The following is a 21,565-nucleotide window of genomic DNA, read 5'->3' on the forward strand; positions in this document are numbered from 1 at the left end:
TTCAAATTTAGCTTAACATACCCATTTAGTAGTGTGCGAATCTCACCAAACTGTATACTAACCTTACCTATACTGTCCTGGTGTGATTTGAAAAGAGTTCCTAAACAATCGAATAAAGGAGCTTGGACATTCAAAACCAACGATATCCACAATTTCATTGATCGGATAATCGGTATTTCTTAAAAAATGCTTGGCTTGCTGAAGTCTGACGCCAGTTAAAAACTGATGTGGTGATTGCTGATAAGCTTGTTTAAAAGTTCGTAGCAAATGATTTACAGACAAACAGGCTACCTGTGCAACTTCTTCCAAACGAATCCGTTTATTGTGGTTGCTGATCATGAAATCTCTTGCCACAGTTAAGCGCTTCAAGATCTCGACTTTGGTAGTCCCATTTAAAAATTGCAAAGAAGCTTCTCTTTTAATAATTTCTGAGTGGTAGAGTTTATAATAATTAGCCAGACAATGGTTTAAGTATTCACTTAAAAGCAATTCGTCATTCACCCCATTTTCGACGTGTTTGGCAAGGTGCTGCAGATTAAACTTAATATTTCCCTTTAATGGATGAATCGATTCTACAAACCGGCGCTCTCTTTCTTTAAATCTTAAGGGTTGATCTAATAGGACATGGTCCTGTAGTAAATTAGAATATTCGAAATCAGCTACAAAATCAGGATCAAATAATACGGAAAAAGTATTCACTTCGACTTTCGATTCGATGCTATTGCTATAAGAGGTATCGTGGTTTAAGAAGATGAAGCTCCCTGGTACAAGGGTAATTTCCCGCTTTTCTATGGTGTAGTTGGCTTGACCACTGAGCACTACATTTAAAGCATATTTACCGGTATTTTTAGGATAATAAGCGCTATAAGTGCTTTCACTTATAACCTCATTTTTATCCACCAATACCCTATTATACTTCATTTCTTTAGTTTTTATCTTTTCAAGCTTCTGAGTAATCTCGCTCTTCTGTCAGGATAAAACGATTACCTGACGGATCCAAGAAGCAAAGCTCCATGCCATGGGCTACATATCTTGGTTTTGTTAAGCCTGGAATATTTTTCTGATTAAACAAATAGTAGTCTCTGACACAATCATCCGTCTTTAAGACAATCGTATCTGCCTCTATAGTTGCCTTTTCAACAAGCATGATCAAATCGCCATTGCCCGATTGTAGGATAGGACATTCTTTACCTTGTATCTCAATTTTTTCTGCGATGGTAAAGCCGGGTATGTTGCAAAAAAAACTTAAGGAACTTTCCTCACATTTCACAAAAACAACCTGATATACCTGATTAAAGTCCATACTTTTAATGTGACATGACAGTTATCCCTAATAACTGTAGATTAAACAAATTTAATATAATGCAATAAAAAAATAGTAACCCTTTAAGGGGTATTTTTATTTTAACATTATATTTACATGTCCTTTAGTTATTATTGATTTTAGCTATATTCAATCGAACTCAAAAAACAACAATTTGTGCTTTACCTAAAACCCATATTTATCACCCTCCTATTGCTAATTTCTGGCATTGAAGGTTTTGCACAACGTTATAACTTTGAGCAATATGATATCAGGGATGGGCTTGTGCAATCGCAGGTTACCGCGATAACCCAGGATAAAGAGCGGAGATTGTGGATTGCTACACTTGGGGGCTTAAGCTGCTTTAACGGGAACCAGTTCATCAACATGGGTAAAACCAATGGCTTGAATAGTAACTTTATACTTTCCCTGGCTTTAGATCAGCAAGTCAACCTTTTGATCGGCACAGAAAGAGGTTTATCAACCTATAAAGAGGGCCGTTTTCACAACTTTAAAGGGAAAAATGATTGGGTAGACCGGCTAAACACCAGTCCATCTGGAATAGTATATGGCATATCGGGTAAAAACGTTTTTAAACTAAATGGTCCAAAGGCCGAACACATCAGCATAACTGGCGATACTTCAGAAATTGTGACCACCTTAAAAACGGATCATAAACACCAGATCTGGGCCACCGTTTTTCGCCATGGATTGTACTACCTCAAGGCCGAAAAATGGCATCAAAAACTACGTTATGAGGAATTGGGTGATTTAATCATCACCGATATGATGGTAGACCAGTTTGAGAAAGATAAAGTATGGTTTCTGACCACAACGGGCGTATTTGTAACCGAAAATGGGACCGTAAAACCTGCATATGCTGATATCATAAAAAAAGCTACGGCGATTAATCAGGATGAAAGAGGAAATATATGGCTAGGTACGAACCGAGGTGCCTGGTATATTTCTAAACATCAACGGATTCATTTCAATGCGCAGAATGGCTTTACCGACAATGTGGTTAGCCAGATATTCAGGGATGCCGAAAACAACATCTGGCTGGGGACTGATGGCTCCGGCATTTTTAAATTCAACAGCAAAAATTATGTGACTTTTGATGAATCTCAGGGTTTACAGAATAGCATTGTAATGAGCATAATTAATGGTCCTGGCCCTGATGAAATATGGCTTGGGACTTACGACGGCCTATTTGTACACAAAAACAACCAGATCAAGCGGATAAACATCCCTTCGGAAAATGAAGACACCAAGCGCATTAACTTTTTGTTTAAAGACAGCAGTCATAACATTTGGATAGGAACAGTTGGCGGTGGTTTATGGATTTATAGTAAGGGAACTTTTAAACGTGTAGATGGCGGAAATAGTGCCATTACTTCGAATGCGATTATGGAGGACAGGTATAAAAACATCTGGATATCCACAAATTTAGGCTGTTTTATGTTGATGCCCAAAGCGGGAAAGATCCAATGGATTAGCAAAAATTTTGAAACCAGTTTACTGGAAATAGGAAACAATTTGATCATAACGGGTACACAAAATGGAGCCTACCTGATCCGAAACAAAAAGGACATCAAACCCCTAAATTTTAAACCACTTGCTGGATCGAGCATCTTATCTATGCTCAAATACGGGAGCTACGTGTTATTTGGAACGGCTGATAATGGTGTCATTATATGGAATTTTAGTACCGGAAAAATTAAGCAACTGAGTACAAAGGACGGTTTGTCTTCTGACCATGTTTACAGCTTGCTGTTGGATAAAAAAGGAGTAATATGGATAGGAACTGGACGAGGAATCAATAAATTAAACCCTAAAGACTTCAGTATCACAACCAATACCAATGAAAATGTCCCATTAGTGGAATGCAATCAAAATGCGATACTTGAAAGTAATGGGAAAATCTGGATCGGCACCACCAAAGGCGTTGTGGTATACGATAACAATACAGAAACGGCTACTTTAAACAGGCCTTACATTTTCATCAATTCGGCCAGTATATTGGCGCAAAACAAAAAAGGAACACAAAACAATCTACAAGTCACCTACAAAGGCCATGAATTAAACCAAAAAGTAAAATTAACTTACCAACACAATCACCTGAACATCAATTTTACGGGGATTTATCTAACCAACCCTAAATCTGTATTGTATAAATACAGATTGATCGGATTGGATGATAAATACAGTCCACTTAACGGTAACACCTCTGTTAATTACACTGCCCTCCCCCCTGGCCAATATAGCTTTCAGGTGAAGGCGGTTACCTCGTCGGGCATATCATCACTCCATACAGCGACTTTTAATTTTGAGATTACGCCGCCTTACTATCAAACCACCATTTTTAAAGTATTTATTATTGTCCTTATTCTATTGCTGATCCTATTTTCGGTATATGTGATCCTTAATCTAAACGAACGTAAACGTAAGTTAAGGCTCAAAATAAAACTGGAAGAGCAATTTAAAATCAGAAAACAAACTGCGGAAGATTTTCATGACGATCTTGGTAACAAACTGACCAGAATATCAGTCTTATCTGAGGTACTGAGTAGTATGACAGACGAAAATGATCTGGAAAAAAGAAGCATTATACAAAAGATAAAAACCAATGTAAACGAATTGTATACCGGAACAAAAGATATTCTTTGGTCTTTAGACCCAAAACACGACACGATCGGAGAATTGTTAAACTACATTAAAGAATTTGGGTATGAAATGTTTAATGATACCCCAATTCATTTTGAAGAGGAAACCACGATAAACGATAGTGACAAGCGGCTCTCGCTGGAAATGAGCAGAAATATCCTGATGATTTTTAAGGAAGCCATCAATAATGCTTTAAAATATTCGAATGCTGATTGCATTAATTTTACAGCAAAAATGAATGACAATCTTTTGGAAATCACGCTTACTGATAACGGAAGAGGATTTAACTTAGAATCAGCAAAAAATGGTCACGGCATGAACAATATGCAGGTAAGGGCCAGCCGAATTAAAGGCAACTTAAACATAACTTCAAACCATAATGGTACAACCATAGCGCTCTCGGTTAAATTTTAAAGCATAAAAAAATGAATGAGCCAGCAGCAAGAATCGTGATCATTGAAGATGATGAGACCATCAGAGAGGGCTATACCTATCTGGTGAACAATACCTCTCCCTACCAGGTGGTGAATACCTATGCATCTTTTGATGAGGCCAAACTAAAGATCACAAAAGACAATCCGGATGTGATTATTCTGGATATACAGCTACCGGGCACCAATGGAATAGATGCACTACCCTTATTAAAAAAGCTGCTGCCAAATGTGTATATCATCATGCTGACCGTGCACGAAACAGAAAAGATCATTTTAGAAGCGTTGGCAAACGGGGCTTCGGGTTATTTTACCAAAAATACCCCTTCTTCAAAAATCATCGAGGCCATTAAAGATGTGATGCAAGGTGGTGGTCCTATGAGTCCGAATGTGGCCAAAAAGGTGATCACATCACTGCAGAAAAATCCAGATTCGCCGCTTACGAAAAGGGAAACTCAAATACTTAACCTGATTACAAGAGGAAAGGATCGTTCACAAATTGCTACGGAGTTGTTTATTGAAACTGAAACCGTAAAAACACACATTAAGAACATCTACCTTAAACTGAACGTAAACTCTAAGGCTGATGCTATAAAAGTGGCTAGAAACAACAGGCTGGTATAAGGTACCAGCCTGTTGTTTTTAATTACTCTACTTTTACTTCGTTTACAGAGAAACTATTTCCGCTTAAGCGGTATACTAACGTCTTAACCTCACCAGCTTTAATAGTGGTATCTTTTGGATTTACGAGCGGGAAAGTGCGAAACAAATCCCCATTCTTAATGATAAACTTATCGTTCCCGGCATAGCTTTTCTTCGTATTACTGCTTAAAGGAGGAAAACTGATCTTCCTGAAATCACCACCTGCGTACTCATAAACGTTGAGATCCAACACATTTTTCTTACTCAGCAGTTCGATATAAATCTCAGGATTTCCATCATTATCCATATCCATATTCCAGGCATCGGTAATAACTCCTTTACGCTCGCCTGATAAAGTCTTATAATTGTTTTTTACAGAATCAGACATCAGTACCAGAAAGCCACCAATGCTATCTACCCCCTTACCCCAGCTTACCACTTCAAAATTCAATCCCGGTTTTACATTCAAATCTTTATAAAACGGGAATTGACCGGCAGCTTTTGTAATGGCTGCAGTAGCATCTTCCTTTGCAGGTGCTACTTTTTCATTGGTTTGAGGACCGCATGATGCCAATAAAAGTGTTCCTGCCAATAACAGGGTGTGTGGGAATAAATTGGTTATTTGTTTCATTATTATATAATTGTTTTATCGCTTATTTTGTTTTAACATCCGGTGCAGCGTTGTTCAATATCGTCTCGGTTACGACACTCCTCTTTCCGCCAGCAGTAACCACAATTGTTTTGAGGATTTGCTTCTGACCTTTAGGAACGGTAATTTTAATAGGTGTGGTATATAAAGTACCAATTTCTGAAGGACGGGTAAGATCAAACGTGTAATAGATTTTAGAGCCTAAAACAGGTTCTTTTAATGCTATGTTAAAGTCCTCGCCATTCAGCACTTTCTTATCCTGACCAAATGGGGTTGGCACCCAATAATTTGTATTTGTTTTATCCAATCTAGCCAGATGCAGTGGAAGGCGTTCTTCCGAAAAGTTCTTAAAATCCTTACGTGAATCCTGAGTCCAGGCGATCTCTGACAGAGAGAATAACCTTGGCAACAAGAAGTACTCTACTTTTGATGAAGTTTGAATATACTCCGTCCAAACGTTCGCCTGAACACCAATAATATATTTTTGTTCATCTGCTGTAAGTTCTGTAGGAACAGGGTTATAGGCATAAGACTTAGAATAAGGCGCTAAACCGCCAATGTTTGTAGGTTCATCAGCTGAATCGGACTGCTTATGATCAAAATAAAGACCACCGGCATTAGGGGTCATGATCACATCATGCTTTTGTTGAGCAGCTGCGATACCACCTTTTACTCCTCTCCAGGACATAACGGTAGCATCTGGTGCTAATCCACCTTCTAATATTTCATCCCAGCCTATAATTCTACGGCCTTTACTGTTGATGTATTTCTCAATCCTTTGGATGAAATAACTTTGCAATTCATGTTCATCTTTCAGATTCAGTTTTTTGATTAATTGCTGGCAAAACGCACTTTCTTTCCAGTAGGCTTTAGGACTTTCATCACCACCAATGTGGATGTATTTAGATGGGAAAAGCGCAATCACTTCATCGAGCACATCTTCTAAAAACTTAAATGTCTGCTCTGTGGGTACAAATACATCGTCAAATACGCCCCAGGTTTGTTGTACTTGTTTGCCTTTACGGGAGCCCGTCCATGGCGTTTTATCACTTATAAAAGTATCCCGTTCTGGGAAACAGCTTAATTCAGGATAAGCCGCAATTGCGGCAGAGCTATGGCCAGGTAATTCAATCTCAGGAATGACGTTGATAAATTTAGCAGCTGCATAAGCGACTACTTCCCTCACTTCATTTTGGGTATAAAAGCCTTTATAAGGTGTACCATCGGTATTTACTCCCGGGTGATGACCTATAATCGTTCCATTTCTGCTGGCGCCAACAGTAGTTAATTTTGGATATTTCTTAATTTCAATTCTCCAGCCTTGATCTTCAGTTAAATGCCAGTGAAAGTTGTTTAACTTATACTGAGCCATCATGTCGATGTATTTTTTAAGGAAGGAAACCGGGAACATATGACGTCCTACATCCAAATGCAATCCTCTATATTTAAAACGCGGATAGTCATTAATTTCAACAGCATTTATGGTCATCCCATCCCCTGCTACTTCAGGCATCATTTGTATTAAAGACTGTACACCATAAAACAAGCCGGCATCTTTACCGATAATGGTAATATTTTTAGGAGTAATCTTAATTTTATAACCTTCGGCAGGCAATTGATCAGCATCTGAAGTGCTAAGTATGATACTGCGCGTGTTAGCAGCAGCAGTTTTAGCTAGCCTTAATGCAAAACCTCCTTTAGCAACGATATAGGCATTTAATAAATCGGCCGATTTTGTGTCTTTTACATCGCTGGAAACCAGCACAACTGTCTTATCCAGTTTAAAACTTCCTGAGTTCTTTTTTACGGATACGGGTGCGGGGATGATCCCTACATTAATGTCGTTCTGAGCAAAACCGTTGACATAAACGAATGCCAATAATACAATTGATAGGAGTTTTTTCATCATTAGGGTTAATAATTACGTTGTTTCTATGACTAAGATAAAAAAATCCTAATTATAAACCACAAAAAAGGCAGGACCATAAAAATGATCCTGCCCCTTTGTATTTTTTATTAGTAATTAAGAGACCACTTTTACATCATGTTCTTTAGCTGCTAAATAACGTTCAGCATCCAATGCGGCCATACATCCAGAACCCGCGGCAGTCACTGCCTGACGGTAATAGCTGTCCTGTACATCTCCACTAGCAAAAACACCTTCAACGTTGGTTAATGTAGATCCTGGAACTGTTTTCAAATAACCAGTATCATCCATATCTAACCAACCTTTAAAGATATCTGTATTTGGTTTATGACCAATTGCAACAAAGAATCCTTCAACAGGTATATCTGTTTCTGCACCCGTTTGATTGTTTACCACTTTAACCCCAGTAACATTCTTACCATTACCTAGGATCTCTTTAGTTTCGGTATTGTAGATCACCTCAATATTTGGGGTATTCATCACCCTGTGAACCATTGCTTTTGAAGCTCTGAATTCGTCTCTACGAACCAGCATATATACTTTTTTACAAAGTTTAGCCAGGTAAGTTGCTTCTTCAGCAGCTGTATCTCCTGCACCAACTATTGCAACATCTTGTCCTTTGAAAAAGAAACCATCACAAACGGCACAGGCTGAAACGCCAAAGCCATTGTATTTTTGCTCACTTGGAAGGCCTAACCACTTTGCTGTAGCGCCTGTAGAAATAATTACTGTATCAGCAGTAATTGTTTTGATATCATCCACGACAACTTTATGTGGCAATGAAGAGAAATCAACAGAACTTACATAACCGAAACGTACATCTGTTCCGAAACGCTCAGCTTGTTTACGAAAATCTTCCATCATTTCAGGACCAGTTATTCCATTAGGATATCCTGGGAAATTATCTACCTCAGTGGTTTGTGTTAACTGACCACCTGGCTCCATGCCTGTATACATAACCGGTTTAAGATCTGCACGAGCTGCATAAATTGCAGCAGTATAACCTGCAGGTCCTGAACCTATAATTAAACATTCAACGTGTTCTACTTCTTGTGACATATATTTTTATATTGTAATGCAAAATTACGCTTTATCCCGCTATACACAAATAGCTATTTTGTAACAAATGCAACATTGTGATATATAGATTATAATTCGGCCTAGGTTTGGATAATACCTACGTTAAACTGCTTTTTAATGGGTGATTGATTGGCTGCTTCTATGCCCATAGAGATCACTTTCCGCGTTTCTTTTGGATCAATAATTCCATCTACCCATAACCTTGCAGCGGCATAATAAGGGGTAGTCTGACTATTGTACCTATCGGTAATTTCTTTGAGCAATTCCGCTTCTTTTTCTGGGGTAATCTCCTCTCCTTTTGCTTTTAGCGAAGCCTCTTTAATTTGCAACAATACCTTAGCTGCCTGCGAACCACCCATTACGGCAATCTTAGCACTTGGCCAGGCATAGATTAACCTTGGATCGTATGATTTACCACACATCGCATAGTTGCCTGCGCCGTAAGAATTTCCGATTACGATGGTGAACTTTGGAACTACAGAATTGGCGACTGCATTTACCATTTTTGCGCCGTCTTTGATGATACCACCTTGTTCTGATCGGCTACCCACCATAAAACCAGTCACATCCTGTAAAAACACCAGCGGTATCTTTTTCTGATTGCAGTTCATGATAAACCGTGTAGCCTTATCTGCACTGTCGGAATAAATAACCCCGCCAAACTGCATCTCTCCTTTTTTAGATTTAACAACCTTACGCTGATTGGCAACAATGCCCACAGCCCAACCATCAATTCTACCCAATCCGCATATAATGCTCTGTCCGTATAATTCCTTGTATTCTTCCAATTCAGAATCATCCAGCAATCGCTGAAGAATATCACGCATATCATAAGGCTTTTCCCTGTTTTCGGGCAATATGCCATAAATCTCGTCCATGTCCAGCTTTGGTAGTGCCGGCTTAATCCGATCAAACCCGGCCACTTGTGGGGCACCCAGCTTATTCATGATGTTACGAATGCTATCTAAACAAGCTTCATCATTAGGGTGCTTATAATCGGTTACGCCTGATATTTCGCAGTGCGTAGTTGCACCGCCGAGGGTCTCATTATCCACATCCTCACCTATAGCCGATTTAACCAAATACGATCCGGCTAAAAACACAGAGCCCGTACCATCAACAATCATAGCCTCATCACTCATGATGGGCAAATAAGCACCACCTGCTACGCAAGAACCCATGATTGCTGCAATCTGTACAATGCCATCAGAGGACATCAGGGCGTTGTTTCTAAACATCCTTCCAAAATGTTCTTTGTCGGGAAAAATCTCATCCTGCATCGGCAGATAGACACCTGCACTATCTACCAGATAAATTACAGGAAGCCTGTTTTCCATGGCAATCTCCTGCGCCCTTAAATTCTTTTTAGCGGTCATAGGAAACCAGGCACCAGCTTTAACGGTAGCATCATTCGCTACGATCATACATTGTCTACCCGATACATAGCCAATGCCGCATACCACGCCTGCCGAAGGGCAACCGCCCTGCTCAGCATACATATCATCCGCAGCAAAGGCGCCGATCTCCAGAAAGTCCGATTCCTTATCAATTAAGTAAGCAATACGCTCTCTAGCCAACAGCTTCCCTTTCTCTTTTTGTTTCGCCGCACTCTTATCCCCACCGCCTTTATATATCTTCTTAAGCCTGGTTTTTAGTTCAAAAACCGATTGCTTATTCACATCCTCATTTTTATTGAATTCTATATTCATCGGGCCAAGTTAAATTATATTTTTATCGAGAACAAAAGTCCGTTTCGGGCTTTGGTACAAAACCCCTAAACGCAAGAATGGGCCCGGTTATTTTTTTAAAAACAACCGAACCCATCGAAATTGTCATCCCGGCGAAGGCCAGGATTTATGAATTACTACTCTGCAGTATACTTTTTAAATATTGAAGTTGCAGTATGGCCGCCAAAGCCAAAAGTATTGTTTAATACGTAATTAACCTCCTTATGGATAGATTTGCCAAGAATGATGTTTAATCCTTGTGGAATCTCCGGATCTAATACTTTCGTATTGATCGTTCCAGGAATGATGTCATTTTTTACAGACATGATACTGATGATACTTTCGATTGCACCAGCTCCACCAAGCAAGTGACCAGTCATAGACTTTGTTGCACTGATTGCTACAGGCAAATCACCAAAGATCTTTTTGATACCGTTTAACTCACCAACATCACCCAATCCTGTTGAGGTAGCGTGTGCATTGATGTAGTCAATTTTATCAGCAGAGATTCCAGCATCAGCCAAAGCTTTAGAAATACCTAATGAAGCACCCAGACCATCCGGTGGCGTACCAGTTAAGTGATAAGCATCAGCTGCCATACCACCACCTACCATTTCGGCATAAATGTGTGCACCTCTTGCAATCGCATGTTCGTACTCTTCCAGAATTAATGCACCAGCACCTTCACCAATAACAAAACCGTCTCTATCTACATCAAAAGGACGGGATGCAGTTGCATGATCTTCATTTCTTTTCGACAAAGCATGAGCTGAATTAAAACCACCCACAGATGACTCTGTAATTGCAGCTTCAGATCCACCAGCAACCATAACGTTTGCTTTACCTAAACGGATGGTATCAAACGCGCTGATAATGGCTGTATTTGAAGAAGCACAGGCAGATACCGTAGCGTAGTTTGGTCCATGAAGTTTATTTCTGATAGAGATTACTCCCGCAGCAATATCAACAATCATTTTAGGAATGAAGTAAGGGCTGAACCTTGGTGTACCATCGCCTAAATGGTATTCTTTCAATTGTTGCTCAAAAGTGGTGATACCGCCATTACCAGAAGCCCAGATTACGCCAACTTCGTATCTTTCCACTTCAGGCATAGTCTCAAAATTCAATCCTGAGTCTTTGATGGCCTGATCACTCGCAGCAATAGCATACTGAGTATATAGATCGTACTTTTTTAGCTCCTTTTTGTCGACATAAGCTTCTGCATCAAAGTCTTTAACTTCGGCAGCAAAATTAGTCTTGAATTTTGAAGTGTCGAATTTTGTGATAGCTGCTACACCGCTTTTACCGGCTACAATGTTATCCCAAAATTCTTTTACTGTATTTCCCACCGGGGTTACAGCACCTAAACCTGTCACTACTACTCTTTTCATATTTACTTGTTACTTTATATCAAAACAAAAGTTGTTTTGAACAATTTATCTTATTATTAATAATCGACACTACTCTTTCCTGCGCCAAAAATAGATGTTTTTCGGCATTAAAGCTATTACGACTTTACTCCTTATATCTTTCAAGTTCATTTTAAGCACTTTAACTATGTTTTATTAAGGATAAAAGACGAAAATAATTAATTATCAAGCCCTAAAGAATATACAAAATATTAAAGAAGAAGTTTTATTATGCAAAAAAATAAAATAAACAAGGCCGGTATCCACCGGCCTTTGCTTAATTATTAACTACCTATTTTCGTTTTTTTATGGATAGTATTGTTGACTTATTTCTTAAAATTAGCAAGGCCACTTTTAAGATAAGTTGCGTATTCTTTAGCATCAAAGATGGCGCCTTGAGCAGGTACCAGCGGATTCAAATCATGACCGGCCAATACATATAATGGCTGAGCATTTGATCCATATCTTGTCGCCTGGAAATCCAGGTTCCAATAACCTAAATCATCCGTCTTGCGTTTCAAAATGTCCGAATAATGAACTTTCTCTGCTGGCATTTTAATGTTACGATCATCAGCGTATAGCTGGATCAATACATATTCTTCATTGATCAGACGGGCAACTTCTTTGTCAACCCAAACCAGATCTTCCATCCTTCTGCAGTTTACACAAGTATGTCCGGTAAAGTCAAGCAAAACAGGTTTACCTATCTTCTTTGCATATTCCAAACCTTCATCTAAATCAAAGAATGGATGAAAGCCTACAGGTGGTTTCAACGATTCGCTATATTTTACTTTAGCAGGGAAATCAGCTGATGCAGCACTTGAACCACCTGACGATCCATTTCCACTTAAAATAAAATCCTGTGTATTCATCGGCGGAGCCAATCCACTCAATACGCTTACTGGCGCTCCCCATAAACCGGGAACCATGTACATCGCGAATGAAAACGATAGAATGGCAAAGAATAACCTCGGTACAGACACAAAAGGAACATCGCTATCGTGTGAAAACTTGATCTTCCCAAGGAGATAAATTCCCATTAGGGTGAAAATCACGATCCACAGGACTAAGAAGATCTCTCTGTCAAACCATTCCCAATGCCAGGCCAAATCAGCTGAGGAAAGGAATTTTAAAGCTAAAGCCAGTTCCAGGAAACCCAGGCATACCTTTACGCTGTTTAACCAACCACCTGATTTAGGCATACTGCTTAAAAAGCCAGGGAATATCGCTGATAAAGTAAATGGTAAAGCTAAAGCAAGCGCAAATCCGAACATCCCGATTGCTGGTGCCAGTAATTCACCTTTAGAACTTGCCTGTACCAATAAGGTACCGATAATTGGTCCTGTACAAGAGAAAGACACCAAAGCTAAAGAAGCGGCCATAAAGAAAATACCGCCAAGGCCTTTACTGTTGTCTGCTTTATTGTCTATTTTGTTTACAATAGAGCTAGGTAGGGTGATTTCAAACGCTCCAAAGAAGGAGATGGCAAACACTACGAGTAGGATGAAGAATAAGAAGTTAAATAAGCCACTGGCGCTTAAAGCATTCAACCCTGCAGAGCCAAATATTACGGTAATCAACAAGCCAAAAGCTACGTAGATGACAATAATAGATAGTCCATAAATTAAAGCCTGACCAATGCCCTTGCTTTTACTTCCGGCTCTTTTTGTAAAGTAACTAATGGTTAATGGAACCATTGGAAAGATACAAGGCATTAAAAATGCTAAAAACCCACCTACTAATCCTGCAATAAAGGTTTCCCATAAGGTTTTTTCCTTTTCTGCTTTATTAGCTTTTGCATCGGTCTTTGTAGTTGCTGCCGCTGCTGTTTTAGTGGTATCGCTTACCGTTGTTGCCGGAGCAACTATAGCCGTATCAACTTTAGGAGCTTCTTCGGGCGCAATCTCAGTAAATTCAAGATCAGCAGTCGAAGTGTCTGCTTCCTGTGCAAACACAGTACCGGCAGTGCCGAAAAATATAAAAAGACCTACGATGAGTACACGTAAACTAATTAATATGTTGTGGTTTAGTCGCATTAAAAAACTATTTTAAAGTTGAATACTATACTATTTTAAACGGCAAATTGGCTGATATCCTGTAAACACGGTATCGGTAGAGATGAATGAATCTTTAATCGTTTCTTCTTTTACCAAATCAGTGCTCAGGTATTTCTTATTACTATCACTTAAGATGGTTACTACTACTGCAGCATCACCCATTTTTTCTCTCAGCTTAATTGCACCGATCACATTTGCACCTGATGAAATACCTACAGCTAAACCAAGCTCTTTCGCTAGTTTTTGTGCCATGATAATTGCATCACCATCATTAGCCTGAATCACCTCATCCAATTCATCCAGCTTTACAATTTCCGGAATAAATTCATCAGAGATACCCTGAATACGGTGACTACCCACTTTATATCCTGTTGTTAAAGTCGGACTTTCAGCAGGCTCTAATGGATGGATTTTAATCGCTGGATTTTTAGATTTTAATCCTTTACCAACACCCATTACAGTACCACCAGTTCCAACTCCAGCTACAAAAGCATCAGGTGTTAAACCATTTAATTTCAATTGCTCCCAGATCTCCATTCCTGTAGTTTTCTCGTGAGCTTCTTCATTGTAGCGGTTTTCAAATTGTCTTGGCAAAAACACGTTTCCTGCTTTAGCAAGTTCCTCGCACATTTTAATACTACCCAAAAAGCCACCTTCTTCTTTGCTGATCAGGATAACCTCTGCGCCCATACTTCTGATGATATCAATACGCTCTTTACTTAACCAGTTTGGCATGATGATCTTAACCGGATGTCCTAAAGCTCTACCTATAGCTGCAAAAGCAATTCCAGTGTTGCCACTAGTAGCCTCGATAATGGTATCGCCTGGCTTAATCGCACATGATTTATAAGCTTCGAACATAATGTTCAATGCCATTCTATCTTTAACGCTTCCAGTAAGGTTATAGTGCTCGCACTTAACATAAACTTTTCCCGGCTTTCCTTTGTACACATATTGCAATTCCAGCATCGGTGTATTTCCTACAAGGTGCCATAAGTGCTCAAATTTATTGGTAAGATCAGCAGTTAAACAAGCCTGCTCTTTAGTTTCGACTAACATGTTTTTGATTAAATAATTATTCGGTAAAAATCAATAACACAAGTTATAATAACAATGCTTACCTTTATTTCCAGAAATTTTACAGAAAAATAACGATTAATAGTAATTTCTTTCAGTCTACCCCAAATTTTACCAAGGCAGACTGTTTTTTTTTCATTTCAGCAAGTTAATATGCAAAACGTTTTAGACCCAATTGATCTAGAAATTCTACGTCTTTTACAGAAAGATGCCACATTAAACAATAAAGAGCTAGCATTTAAGCTCAACAAATCTATTGCAACGGTGCACGAAAGGATCAGACGTTTAAAGGAACAGGGATACATCCAACGTATTGTTGCCATCCTGGACAGAAAGAAAATCAACAGGAATCTCATTGCGTTTTCGCACGTATTTTTGAAGGCACATACTGCGGAGACTTTAGTAGAATTTGAGACTGAAGTGGCTAAGTTTAGCGAGGTGATGGAATGCTTTCAGATGACCGGTGCGTATGACTTTATCCTGCGTATTGCAACGAGCGACATGGATGCCTATCATCTTTTTTTGAGGAATAAGCTGGCCACTCTACCCAACGTAAGTACGGTACAAAGCTTTTTTGTACTTTCAGAAACGAAGAGTGACACCGCTTATCCTTTATAATAACCTATTTGCGATTTACCGATAGCTATCGTTTCTTCTTACCTTCAATATTAGGTAGGAAGCCTGTAATTATACCTATTAATGGAAGGAAAGCACAGATTTGAAACACGTAGGTAATACTGGTCTGATCTGCCAGTTTGCCCAAAAAGGCTGAACCTACCCCCCCCATACCAAAGGCAAAACCGAAAAACAAGCCGGCAATCATTCCTACTTTTCCAGGAACTAGCTCTGTAGCGTAAACCAGAATGGCCGAAAAGGCCGATGCAATGATTACACCAATGATAACGGAGAGCACGCCCGTCCAGAATAAAGAGACAAATGGCAATAACAAAGTAAATGGCGCAGCACCAAGTATAGAAATCCAAATGATATATTTCCTTCCAAAACGATCACCCAGTGGTCCACCGATTAGCGTTCCCGCTGCCACCGCACCTAAAAATGCGAATAGATAAATCTGCGATTCCTGTACTGAAACATGGAACTTATCAATCAGATAAAAAGTATAATAACTGGTCATACTGGCCATATAGAAGTACTTTGAGAAGATCAACATCAATAAAATCCCCATCGAAAACGCCACACGTTTCTTTGTAAATGTATGTTTGATTTCTTCAGTAACGACGCCTTTATTTTTTGCTTTAAAGGCGAGCTGTTGCTGATACCATTGCGCAATTCTGGAGAGGATTACCATGCCAATAATGGCGACCAATGAAAACCAAATGATATAGAATTGTCCATGAGGCACTACAATTATTGCGGCAAGTAAAGGACCAATTGCACTTCCTGCATTTCCACCCAACTGAAAAATAGATTGGGCCAATCCTTTTTTGCCGCCAGAAGCCAAATGAGCTACTCTTGATGCTTCGGGATGGAATATTGACGAGCCTATACCGATTAAACTTACAGCCAGCAATATATTTATAAAGCTAGAGGCAAAAGATACGGCAACCAGACCAACAAGGGTAAAGGCCATAGCTATAGCCAAAGAATATGGTCTTGGCTTTTTATCAGTATAAAAGCCAATAAATGGTTGTAAAATAGAGGCAGTAAGCTGATAGGTTAAGGTAATCAATCCGATTTGAGTAAAGTTAAGGCTAAATTTATCTTTCAATATTGGGTACACGGCCGGAATTACAGCCTGTAACATATCGTTGATCAGATGGGAAAAACTGATGGTAAATAATATAGAAAAGACTGTTTGCTGGGCCAGTTGTTTAGGATCAATAGTAGCGGTAGTAGCTGTTTCTTTCATGTTTTATTGGGATACGTGTCCGATTATTTTTGCTGCGATGCTCCATGCTTTTTTGGCATCACCTGCGATAATACTTTTTAACAATTGTTCGTGGAGCGCATAAGTCTCTTCAAATACTGCGGTATCAGGGTAAATCTGCAGAAACCAATTTTTGAGATGTATAGAAGTAGAGCGGTAAAGATCGGCCAGAATCTCATTTTTAGAAGCCTCGGCTATGGCAATATGAAATTGCACATCAGCTTCAATACAATCTTCTATCAAACCTGCAGCAGCAGATTTCTTCCTGTTTTCTAAATGTGCTTTGATGGCAATGATATCTGAATCTGTTCTATTCATGGCGGCCTTCTCTGCAATTTTCATCTCAAGTAGTTGCCGCACTTCATCCAAATCCTGAACATTGGCGCGCTTTAGTCGCTGCTCCATGGGCTCCCGGTTGCTGGTAGATTGCTCCACAAAGGTGCCTATCCCCTGCTGCACCCTAAGTAAGCCGGAATTGGCCAATATCTTTATGGCCTCCCTAATGGTAGATCGGCCCACACCGAAGCCTTTCATCAATTCTGGTTCTATAGGCAGTTTTTCATTTACCTTATATTTCCCAAAAGAAATTTGCTCCTGTATTTTGGAGGCAACTTCGTCTGCAAGTGATTTTCTCTTAATCAAATTACTGAGGTTAAATTCATCATATCATCAGATGAATTTCAAAGGTATAAATTTCTTTGGTAGATAAAAAAAGAAAGCCAATTTTCTATTTGATATGTTCGGTAAAAAAGCGACATTGAGCTCAATTAAATAGATCAGCACATGCAAAAAATATATATGGGTGATGCAGGCCCCAAAGTTTCTCCTGCGGTTTACGGTTTTTACAGATGGAATGAAGTAAAAGATACGGCTAATGTTTTAAAAAAAACGGTGCAGCTTTGCTTAGAACTAGGGATTAACACTTTTGAACATGGTGACAACTATGGTTCTTACCAATGTGAATCGCTATTTGGCGACTTGATTAAAGAAGGCTTGTTTAAAAGAGAAGAAGTGGTTCTATTTAGTAAATGTGGATTAAGGGTGCCGGATGCACAAAACCCAGATATCCGGGTTAAACATTATGATACTTCGGCAGTACACATCACTAAAAGTGTAGAATCATCATTAAAGAAACTGAGAACGGATTATCTAGATATCTTTTTATTGGATAAGCTTGACCCGATTTCAAACCTTGAAGAAACGGCTTTAACTTTGGAGAAGCTAAAAGACTCTGGAAAAATTAAGAGTATTGGGGTAGCGAATTTCTCTGTTTTTCAACATCAGCTACTGGCTTCTTATTTAACCAAACCAATTGTAACCAATCATATTGAACTGAATTTACTGAGCACCCAGGCTTTGGACAATGGTCAGCTTGATTACATCAAACAACGCTACATGCGCCCATTGGCTTATGCCCCACTTGCCGAAGGTAGAATTGCTGCTGGCACTGATCCGCAGGCGGTAAAGGTTCGTGAGAAACTGGAAGAACTGAGCGTAAAGTACAGTGCTAATATTGAATCTCTTGCAGTAGCCTGGTTGGTAAAATTAGGCGCATTGCCACTTATTGGTACCACCAATGAGCAAAGGATTAGAAATGCAGCGAATGCCTTTACAATAGACTTGGATCATCAAGACTGGTATGACCTGTATAATGTGTCGGTAGCGCATCCGAGTTTGCTTTCATAATACTATATTTGCTGTGCCTAAACGAGATTTTTTTTTATCATTTTTACTTTTAAAACGCATAGCAAGAAACATATGAAACACGGACTTTTGATAGACATGGATGGAGTTATTTATAGCGGTGAAACTTTAATTGAAGGCGCAGATAAGTTCATCAATGGCTTGATTAAAAATGATATCCCCTTTACGTTCATGACGAATAACAGTCAGCGTACAAGACTCGATTCGGTACGAAAACTTAAACTCCTGGGCATTGAAGTTACTGAAAACCATATTTACACCAGTGCAATGGCTACAGGTAAGTTTTTGGGTGATCAAGGTAAAAATGGTACAGCCTATGTTTTGGGTGAAGGTGGCTTATTAACCAGCTTACATGAAAATGGCATCAACCTGGTCAATACTGATCCCGAATTTGTGGTATTGGGAGAAGGCAGAAACTTTACTTTAGAAATGGTTCAGCGTGCGGTAGATATGATTCTGGCGGGTGCAAAATTCATCACCACCAACAGAGACCCTTCGCCAAAAAAACCAGGATGGAGTAATCTGGGGATTGCAGCAACGACTGCTATGATTGAAGAGGCAACAGGCCGAAAAGCTTTTGTAATTGGTAAGCCTAGTCCGGTGATGATGCGATCAGCTCGTAAATATTTAGGTTTGGAAACCGCAGAAACTACCGTAATTGGTGACACAATGGAGACAGATATTCAAGGTGGTGTGCAAATGGGTTATAAAACCATATTGGTACTCTCTGGCATCGCAAAAAAAGAAAAACTGACTCAATATGCCTTTAAACCTGATTTAATAGTAAGCTCGGTTGATCAAATTGAGCTTCCATTAAAATGGTGGTAATTCGGTTAACCTTTAGCCGCAACATATTCAAATCAAAGCCGTACGAGTGGTTATCCACTCATACGGCTTTTTTGATGAGACAATCTACCTCATACGAAATACAGTGTAATTCTATTACTTAAATTTAATTTGTACTGCAATTTGTTTACATTAGAGTAATCCTTATTAAGTTTTATGCGGTTTCTCATCTTATTATTTATTCTTTTCGGGCACTTTAACGGTTATGGTTCAGAACAAGTTATCCATTTAGATAGCAATCTAAGGGACTGTAACCTAGGCAAGCACATCTCTTATTTTGAGGACAAAAGTGCCCAGCTTACGCTTGATCAGATCCAGATTTTATTAAAAAAAGGGCAATTTAAAAAAGGGCAAACTGAGATCCTAAATTTCGGAAATACGAAATCTGCTTTCTGGATCAAGATAGATTATATCAGCAGTGCCACCAACAGAGATTATTTAGTCTTGGACATTCCTAATATTGACCATATTGATTTTTATACGAACACTGAGACAGGGATAGTACATAGGACTGCCGGTTCAATTGTTCGATCAATACCTGGAGTAATTGCAACCAACAATTACATTTTCGATTTACCTCCCCAAAGCCATACAATAACCACGTTATGGCTTAAGCTAAAGACCAACAACATACTTATTGTCCCTATTAAGATCGTTAGTTCCGATAATTTTATACCCGGAAAATCAATAAAGAACAACCTCCAAATTATATACCTGGGCATATTGCTTACCCTATTGCTATTTAACTTTTTTCTCTATTTCAGTTTAAAAGACAGCACCTACTTATATTACAGTTTATATGTTTTTTCGCTGGGCATTTATATGGTCATGTATTTAAGAGGGTACAGCTATTTATTTGGCCAAGATGCACGAATTTTACTTAACCACTACCCTCATTCTTTCCTCGCCATATCCATTATAGCATCCATACTATTTTCTAAAAAATTCCTAAATCTCAAAAACGTATCTAAATTATTGGTTCATGCCTGTAATTTCCTCCTTTTATGCAGTATTGTAATGTTATGTGCGAGCATTGCCGGATTTAAAAGCATTGCCTCACATATGGCGCAGGTGGTTACTATGGCCGGCGCCGTCATTTTATGGACCTCCGGACTTATTGCTTATAAAAAGGGGCATAAACCTGCAAAATATTACATTTTAGCTTGGTCATTTATCACGGTAACCGTTATCGCAGTCGTATTAAGTCTGGCTGGAGTACTCACTTATCATGACTACACCTTTGAATTTGTTCCTATAGGTTCTACTATTGAACTGCTGCTACTTGCTTTTGCCCTTGGTGATCGTTACCGGACCATAATAAGGAGCGAACAACAGGTGAGAGATGAGAATTTTTCTTTAATACAAACACAAAATCAACGACTGGAGAAACTAGTAGAAGAGCGAACCTTGAGGCTTAGTGAAACTATTGCGCAATTGGAGGCTTCGAATGGGGTGAAAAACAAGTTGTTTTCCATCATTGCCCATGACTTGAGAAGTCCTTTTAGTAGCTTAATCAGCATTTTCGCCTTAAAAGACATGGATCTGCTTTCGCTGGATGAGCTTAAAATACTATTGAATGAAAACCGGAAAAATATAGATACCATACACAACACACTCAATAATCTTTTGTATTGGGCACAAAGCCAAATGGAGGGCGTTAAAACCGTTCCGACAGCCTTCAACATCAAACAACTTATTGAAGATCTTGCGCTAGTTTATTCACCACTTATACAATCAAAGGGAATCACCATCAATTTGCATGCAGCCGATCAATCTATGGTATTCGCGGATGAGAATCAGATCCAATTGGTGCTTCGTAACCTCATCGATAATGCCATAAAGTTTACCCCCTCTTCTCACGGAATTGACATTACCCTAAGCCCTCATGAATCTGCTATAAAAATCTGTGTAAACAACACCATTTCTAAAACAAATGCGCTAAATATCGAGAGCATTACCAATCCTGGTGCTTTTGAAGCCACTTATGGCACTGGTCATGAAAAAGGCATAGGTCTGGGACTCCATTTGTGCAGGGAATATATTAAAGGAAATGGAAGTGAATTAAGCGTAAAGCTAAGTGGCAGGTTAGTTTCATTTTGCTTTGAGCTGCCATTGCCTAATCTCCAAAACACTATTGTGGCATAATTATCGTTTATAGTTT

Annotated in this window: 17 protein-coding genes; 6 read left to right on the plus strand and 11 right to left on the minus strand. The window is 39.1% G+C overall.

Annotation, left to right across the window (positions count from 1 at the left end; genetic code table 11):
• Window positions 1–63: 63 nt before the first annotated feature.
• Together EZ444_RS23335 and EZ444_RS23340 are read right to left on the minus strand one after the other, a co-directional pair.
• Complete coding sequence (locus EZ444_RS23335) at window positions 64–921, minus strand: helix-turn-helix transcriptional regulator (RefSeq protein WP_131611901.1); 858 nt, start codon at window positions 919–921, stop codon at window positions 64–66.
• 19 nt (window positions 922–940) lie between these two features.
• Window positions 941–1,303 carry a VOC family protein gene (locus EZ444_RS23340; protein ID WP_131611903.1) on the minus strand — a complete coding sequence of 121 codons (363 nt, stop codon included), beginning with the start codon at window positions 1,301–1,303 and terminating at the stop codon, window positions 941–943.
• A 177-nt stretch (window positions 1,304–1,480) separates the two neighbouring features.
• Between EZ444_RS23340 and EZ444_RS23345 the strand changes: the two genes are divergently transcribed.
• Both EZ444_RS23345 and EZ444_RS23350 read left to right on the plus strand, forming a co-directional pair.
• Window positions 1,481–4,381: a ligand-binding sensor domain-containing protein gene (locus EZ444_RS23345; protein WP_225874827.1), complete on the plus strand. Its 2,901-nt coding sequence runs from the start codon at window positions 1,481–1,483 to the stop codon at window positions 4,379–4,381.
• Between the two features lie 11 nt (window positions 4,382–4,392).
• Window positions 4,393–5,022 (plus strand): response regulator, encoded by a 630-nt coding sequence (locus tag EZ444_RS23350; RefSeq protein ID WP_131611905.1) that lies wholly within the window; start codon window positions 4,393–4,395, stop codon window positions 5,020–5,022.
• Between the two features lie 22 nt (window positions 5,023–5,044).
• Here EZ444_RS23350 and EZ444_RS23355 read toward each other — a convergent pair whose 3' ends face one another.
• The 7 genes from EZ444_RS23355 to EZ444_RS23385 form a co-directional block, all read right to left on the minus strand.
• Window positions 5,045–5,671: a hypothetical protein gene (locus tag EZ444_RS23355; protein WP_131611907.1), complete on the minus strand. Its 627-nt coding sequence runs from the start codon at window positions 5,669–5,671 to the stop codon at window positions 5,045–5,047.
• Window positions 5,672–5,693: 22 nt separating this feature from the next.
• Complete coding sequence (locus EZ444_RS23360; protein ID WP_131611909.1) at window positions 5,694–7,598, minus strand: beta-N-acetylhexosaminidase; 1,905 nt, start codon at window positions 7,596–7,598, stop codon at window positions 5,694–5,696.
• Between the two features lie 114 nt (window positions 7,599–7,712).
• Window positions 7,713–8,675, minus strand: coding sequence for a thioredoxin-disulfide reductase (gene trxB, locus EZ444_RS23365; protein ID WP_131611911.1), 963 nt, complete (start codon window positions 8,673–8,675; stop codon window positions 7,713–7,715).
• A 101-nt stretch (window positions 8,676–8,776) separates the two neighbouring features.
• Window positions 8,777–10,405, minus strand: a complete 1,629-nt coding sequence (locus EZ444_RS23370) for an acyl-CoA carboxylase subunit beta (RefSeq protein ID WP_131611913.1) — start codon at window positions 10,403–10,405, stop codon at window positions 8,777–8,779.
• A 155-nt stretch (window positions 10,406–10,560) separates the two neighbouring features.
• Window positions 10,561–11,814, minus strand: coding sequence for a beta-ketoacyl-ACP synthase II (gene fabF, locus EZ444_RS23375; protein ID WP_131611914.1), 1,254 nt, complete (start codon window positions 11,812–11,814; stop codon window positions 10,561–10,563).
• Between the two features lie 344 nt (window positions 11,815–12,158).
• A complete protein-coding gene (locus EZ444_RS23380) occupies window positions 12,159–13,868 on the minus strand; it encodes a protein-disulfide reductase DsbD family protein (RefSeq protein WP_131611916.1) in 1,710 nt (569 codons plus the stop codon).
• A 30-nt stretch (window positions 13,869–13,898) separates the two neighbouring features.
• The gene (locus EZ444_RS23385) at window positions 13,899–14,948 is read right to left on the minus strand and encodes a PLP-dependent cysteine synthase family protein (protein WP_131611918.1); all 1,050 of its coding nucleotides are present in this window, start codon (window positions 14,946–14,948) and stop codon (window positions 13,899–13,901) included.
• Window positions 14,949–15,074: 126 nt separating this feature from the next.
• Between EZ444_RS23385 and EZ444_RS23390 the strand changes: the two genes are divergently transcribed.
• Entirely contained in the window at window positions 15,075–15,584 is a 510-nt protein-coding gene (locus tag EZ444_RS23390; protein WP_449415942.1) for an Lrp/AsnC family transcriptional regulator, read from the plus strand.
• Between the two features lie 25 nt (window positions 15,585–15,609).
• On the opposite strand, the gene EZ444_RS23395 is transcribed toward EZ444_RS23390, so the two are convergent.
• Together EZ444_RS23395 and EZ444_RS23400 are read right to left on the minus strand one after the other, a co-directional pair.
• Window positions 15,610–16,836, minus strand: a complete 1,227-nt coding sequence (locus EZ444_RS23395) for an MFS transporter (protein WP_131611921.1) — start codon at window positions 16,834–16,836, stop codon at window positions 15,610–15,612.
• Window positions 16,837–16,839: 3 nt separating this feature from the next.
• The gene (locus EZ444_RS23400; RefSeq protein ID WP_131611924.1) at window positions 16,840–17,496 is read right to left on the minus strand and encodes a FadR/GntR family transcriptional regulator; all 657 of its coding nucleotides are present in this window, start codon (window positions 17,494–17,496) and stop codon (window positions 16,840–16,842) included.
• A gap of 141 nt (window positions 17,497–17,637) precedes the next feature.
• On the opposite strand from EZ444_RS23400, the gene EZ444_RS23405 reads away from it, so the two are divergent.
• The 3 genes from EZ444_RS23405 (at window position 17,638) to EZ444_RS23415 (ending at window position 21,549) form a co-directional block, all read left to right on the plus strand.
• Window positions 17,638–18,540 carry an aldo/keto reductase gene (locus tag EZ444_RS23405; protein WP_131611926.1) on the plus strand — a complete coding sequence of 301 codons (903 nt, stop codon included), beginning with the start codon at window positions 17,638–17,640 and terminating at the stop codon, window positions 18,538–18,540.
• A 72-nt stretch (window positions 18,541–18,612) separates the two neighbouring features.
• Window positions 18,613–19,386, plus strand: a complete 774-nt coding sequence (locus tag EZ444_RS23410) for an HAD-IIA family hydrolase (RefSeq protein ID WP_131611928.1) — start codon at window positions 18,613–18,615, stop codon at window positions 19,384–19,386.
• A 174-nt stretch (window positions 19,387–19,560) separates the two neighbouring features.
• Window positions 19,561–21,549 carry a sensor histidine kinase gene (locus EZ444_RS23415; RefSeq protein ID WP_131611929.1) on the plus strand — a complete coding sequence of 663 codons (1,989 nt, stop codon included), beginning with the start codon at window positions 19,561–19,563 and terminating at the stop codon, window positions 21,547–21,549.
• Window positions 21,550–21,565: the final 16 nt, after the last annotated feature.

Origin of the sequence: Pedobacter hiemivivus (genome assembly GCF_004331685.1) — a bacterium.
In the GTDB taxonomy this organism is placed as follows: Bacteria; Bacteroidota; Bacteroidia; order Sphingobacteriales; family Sphingobacteriaceae; genus Pedobacter; species Pedobacter hiemivivus.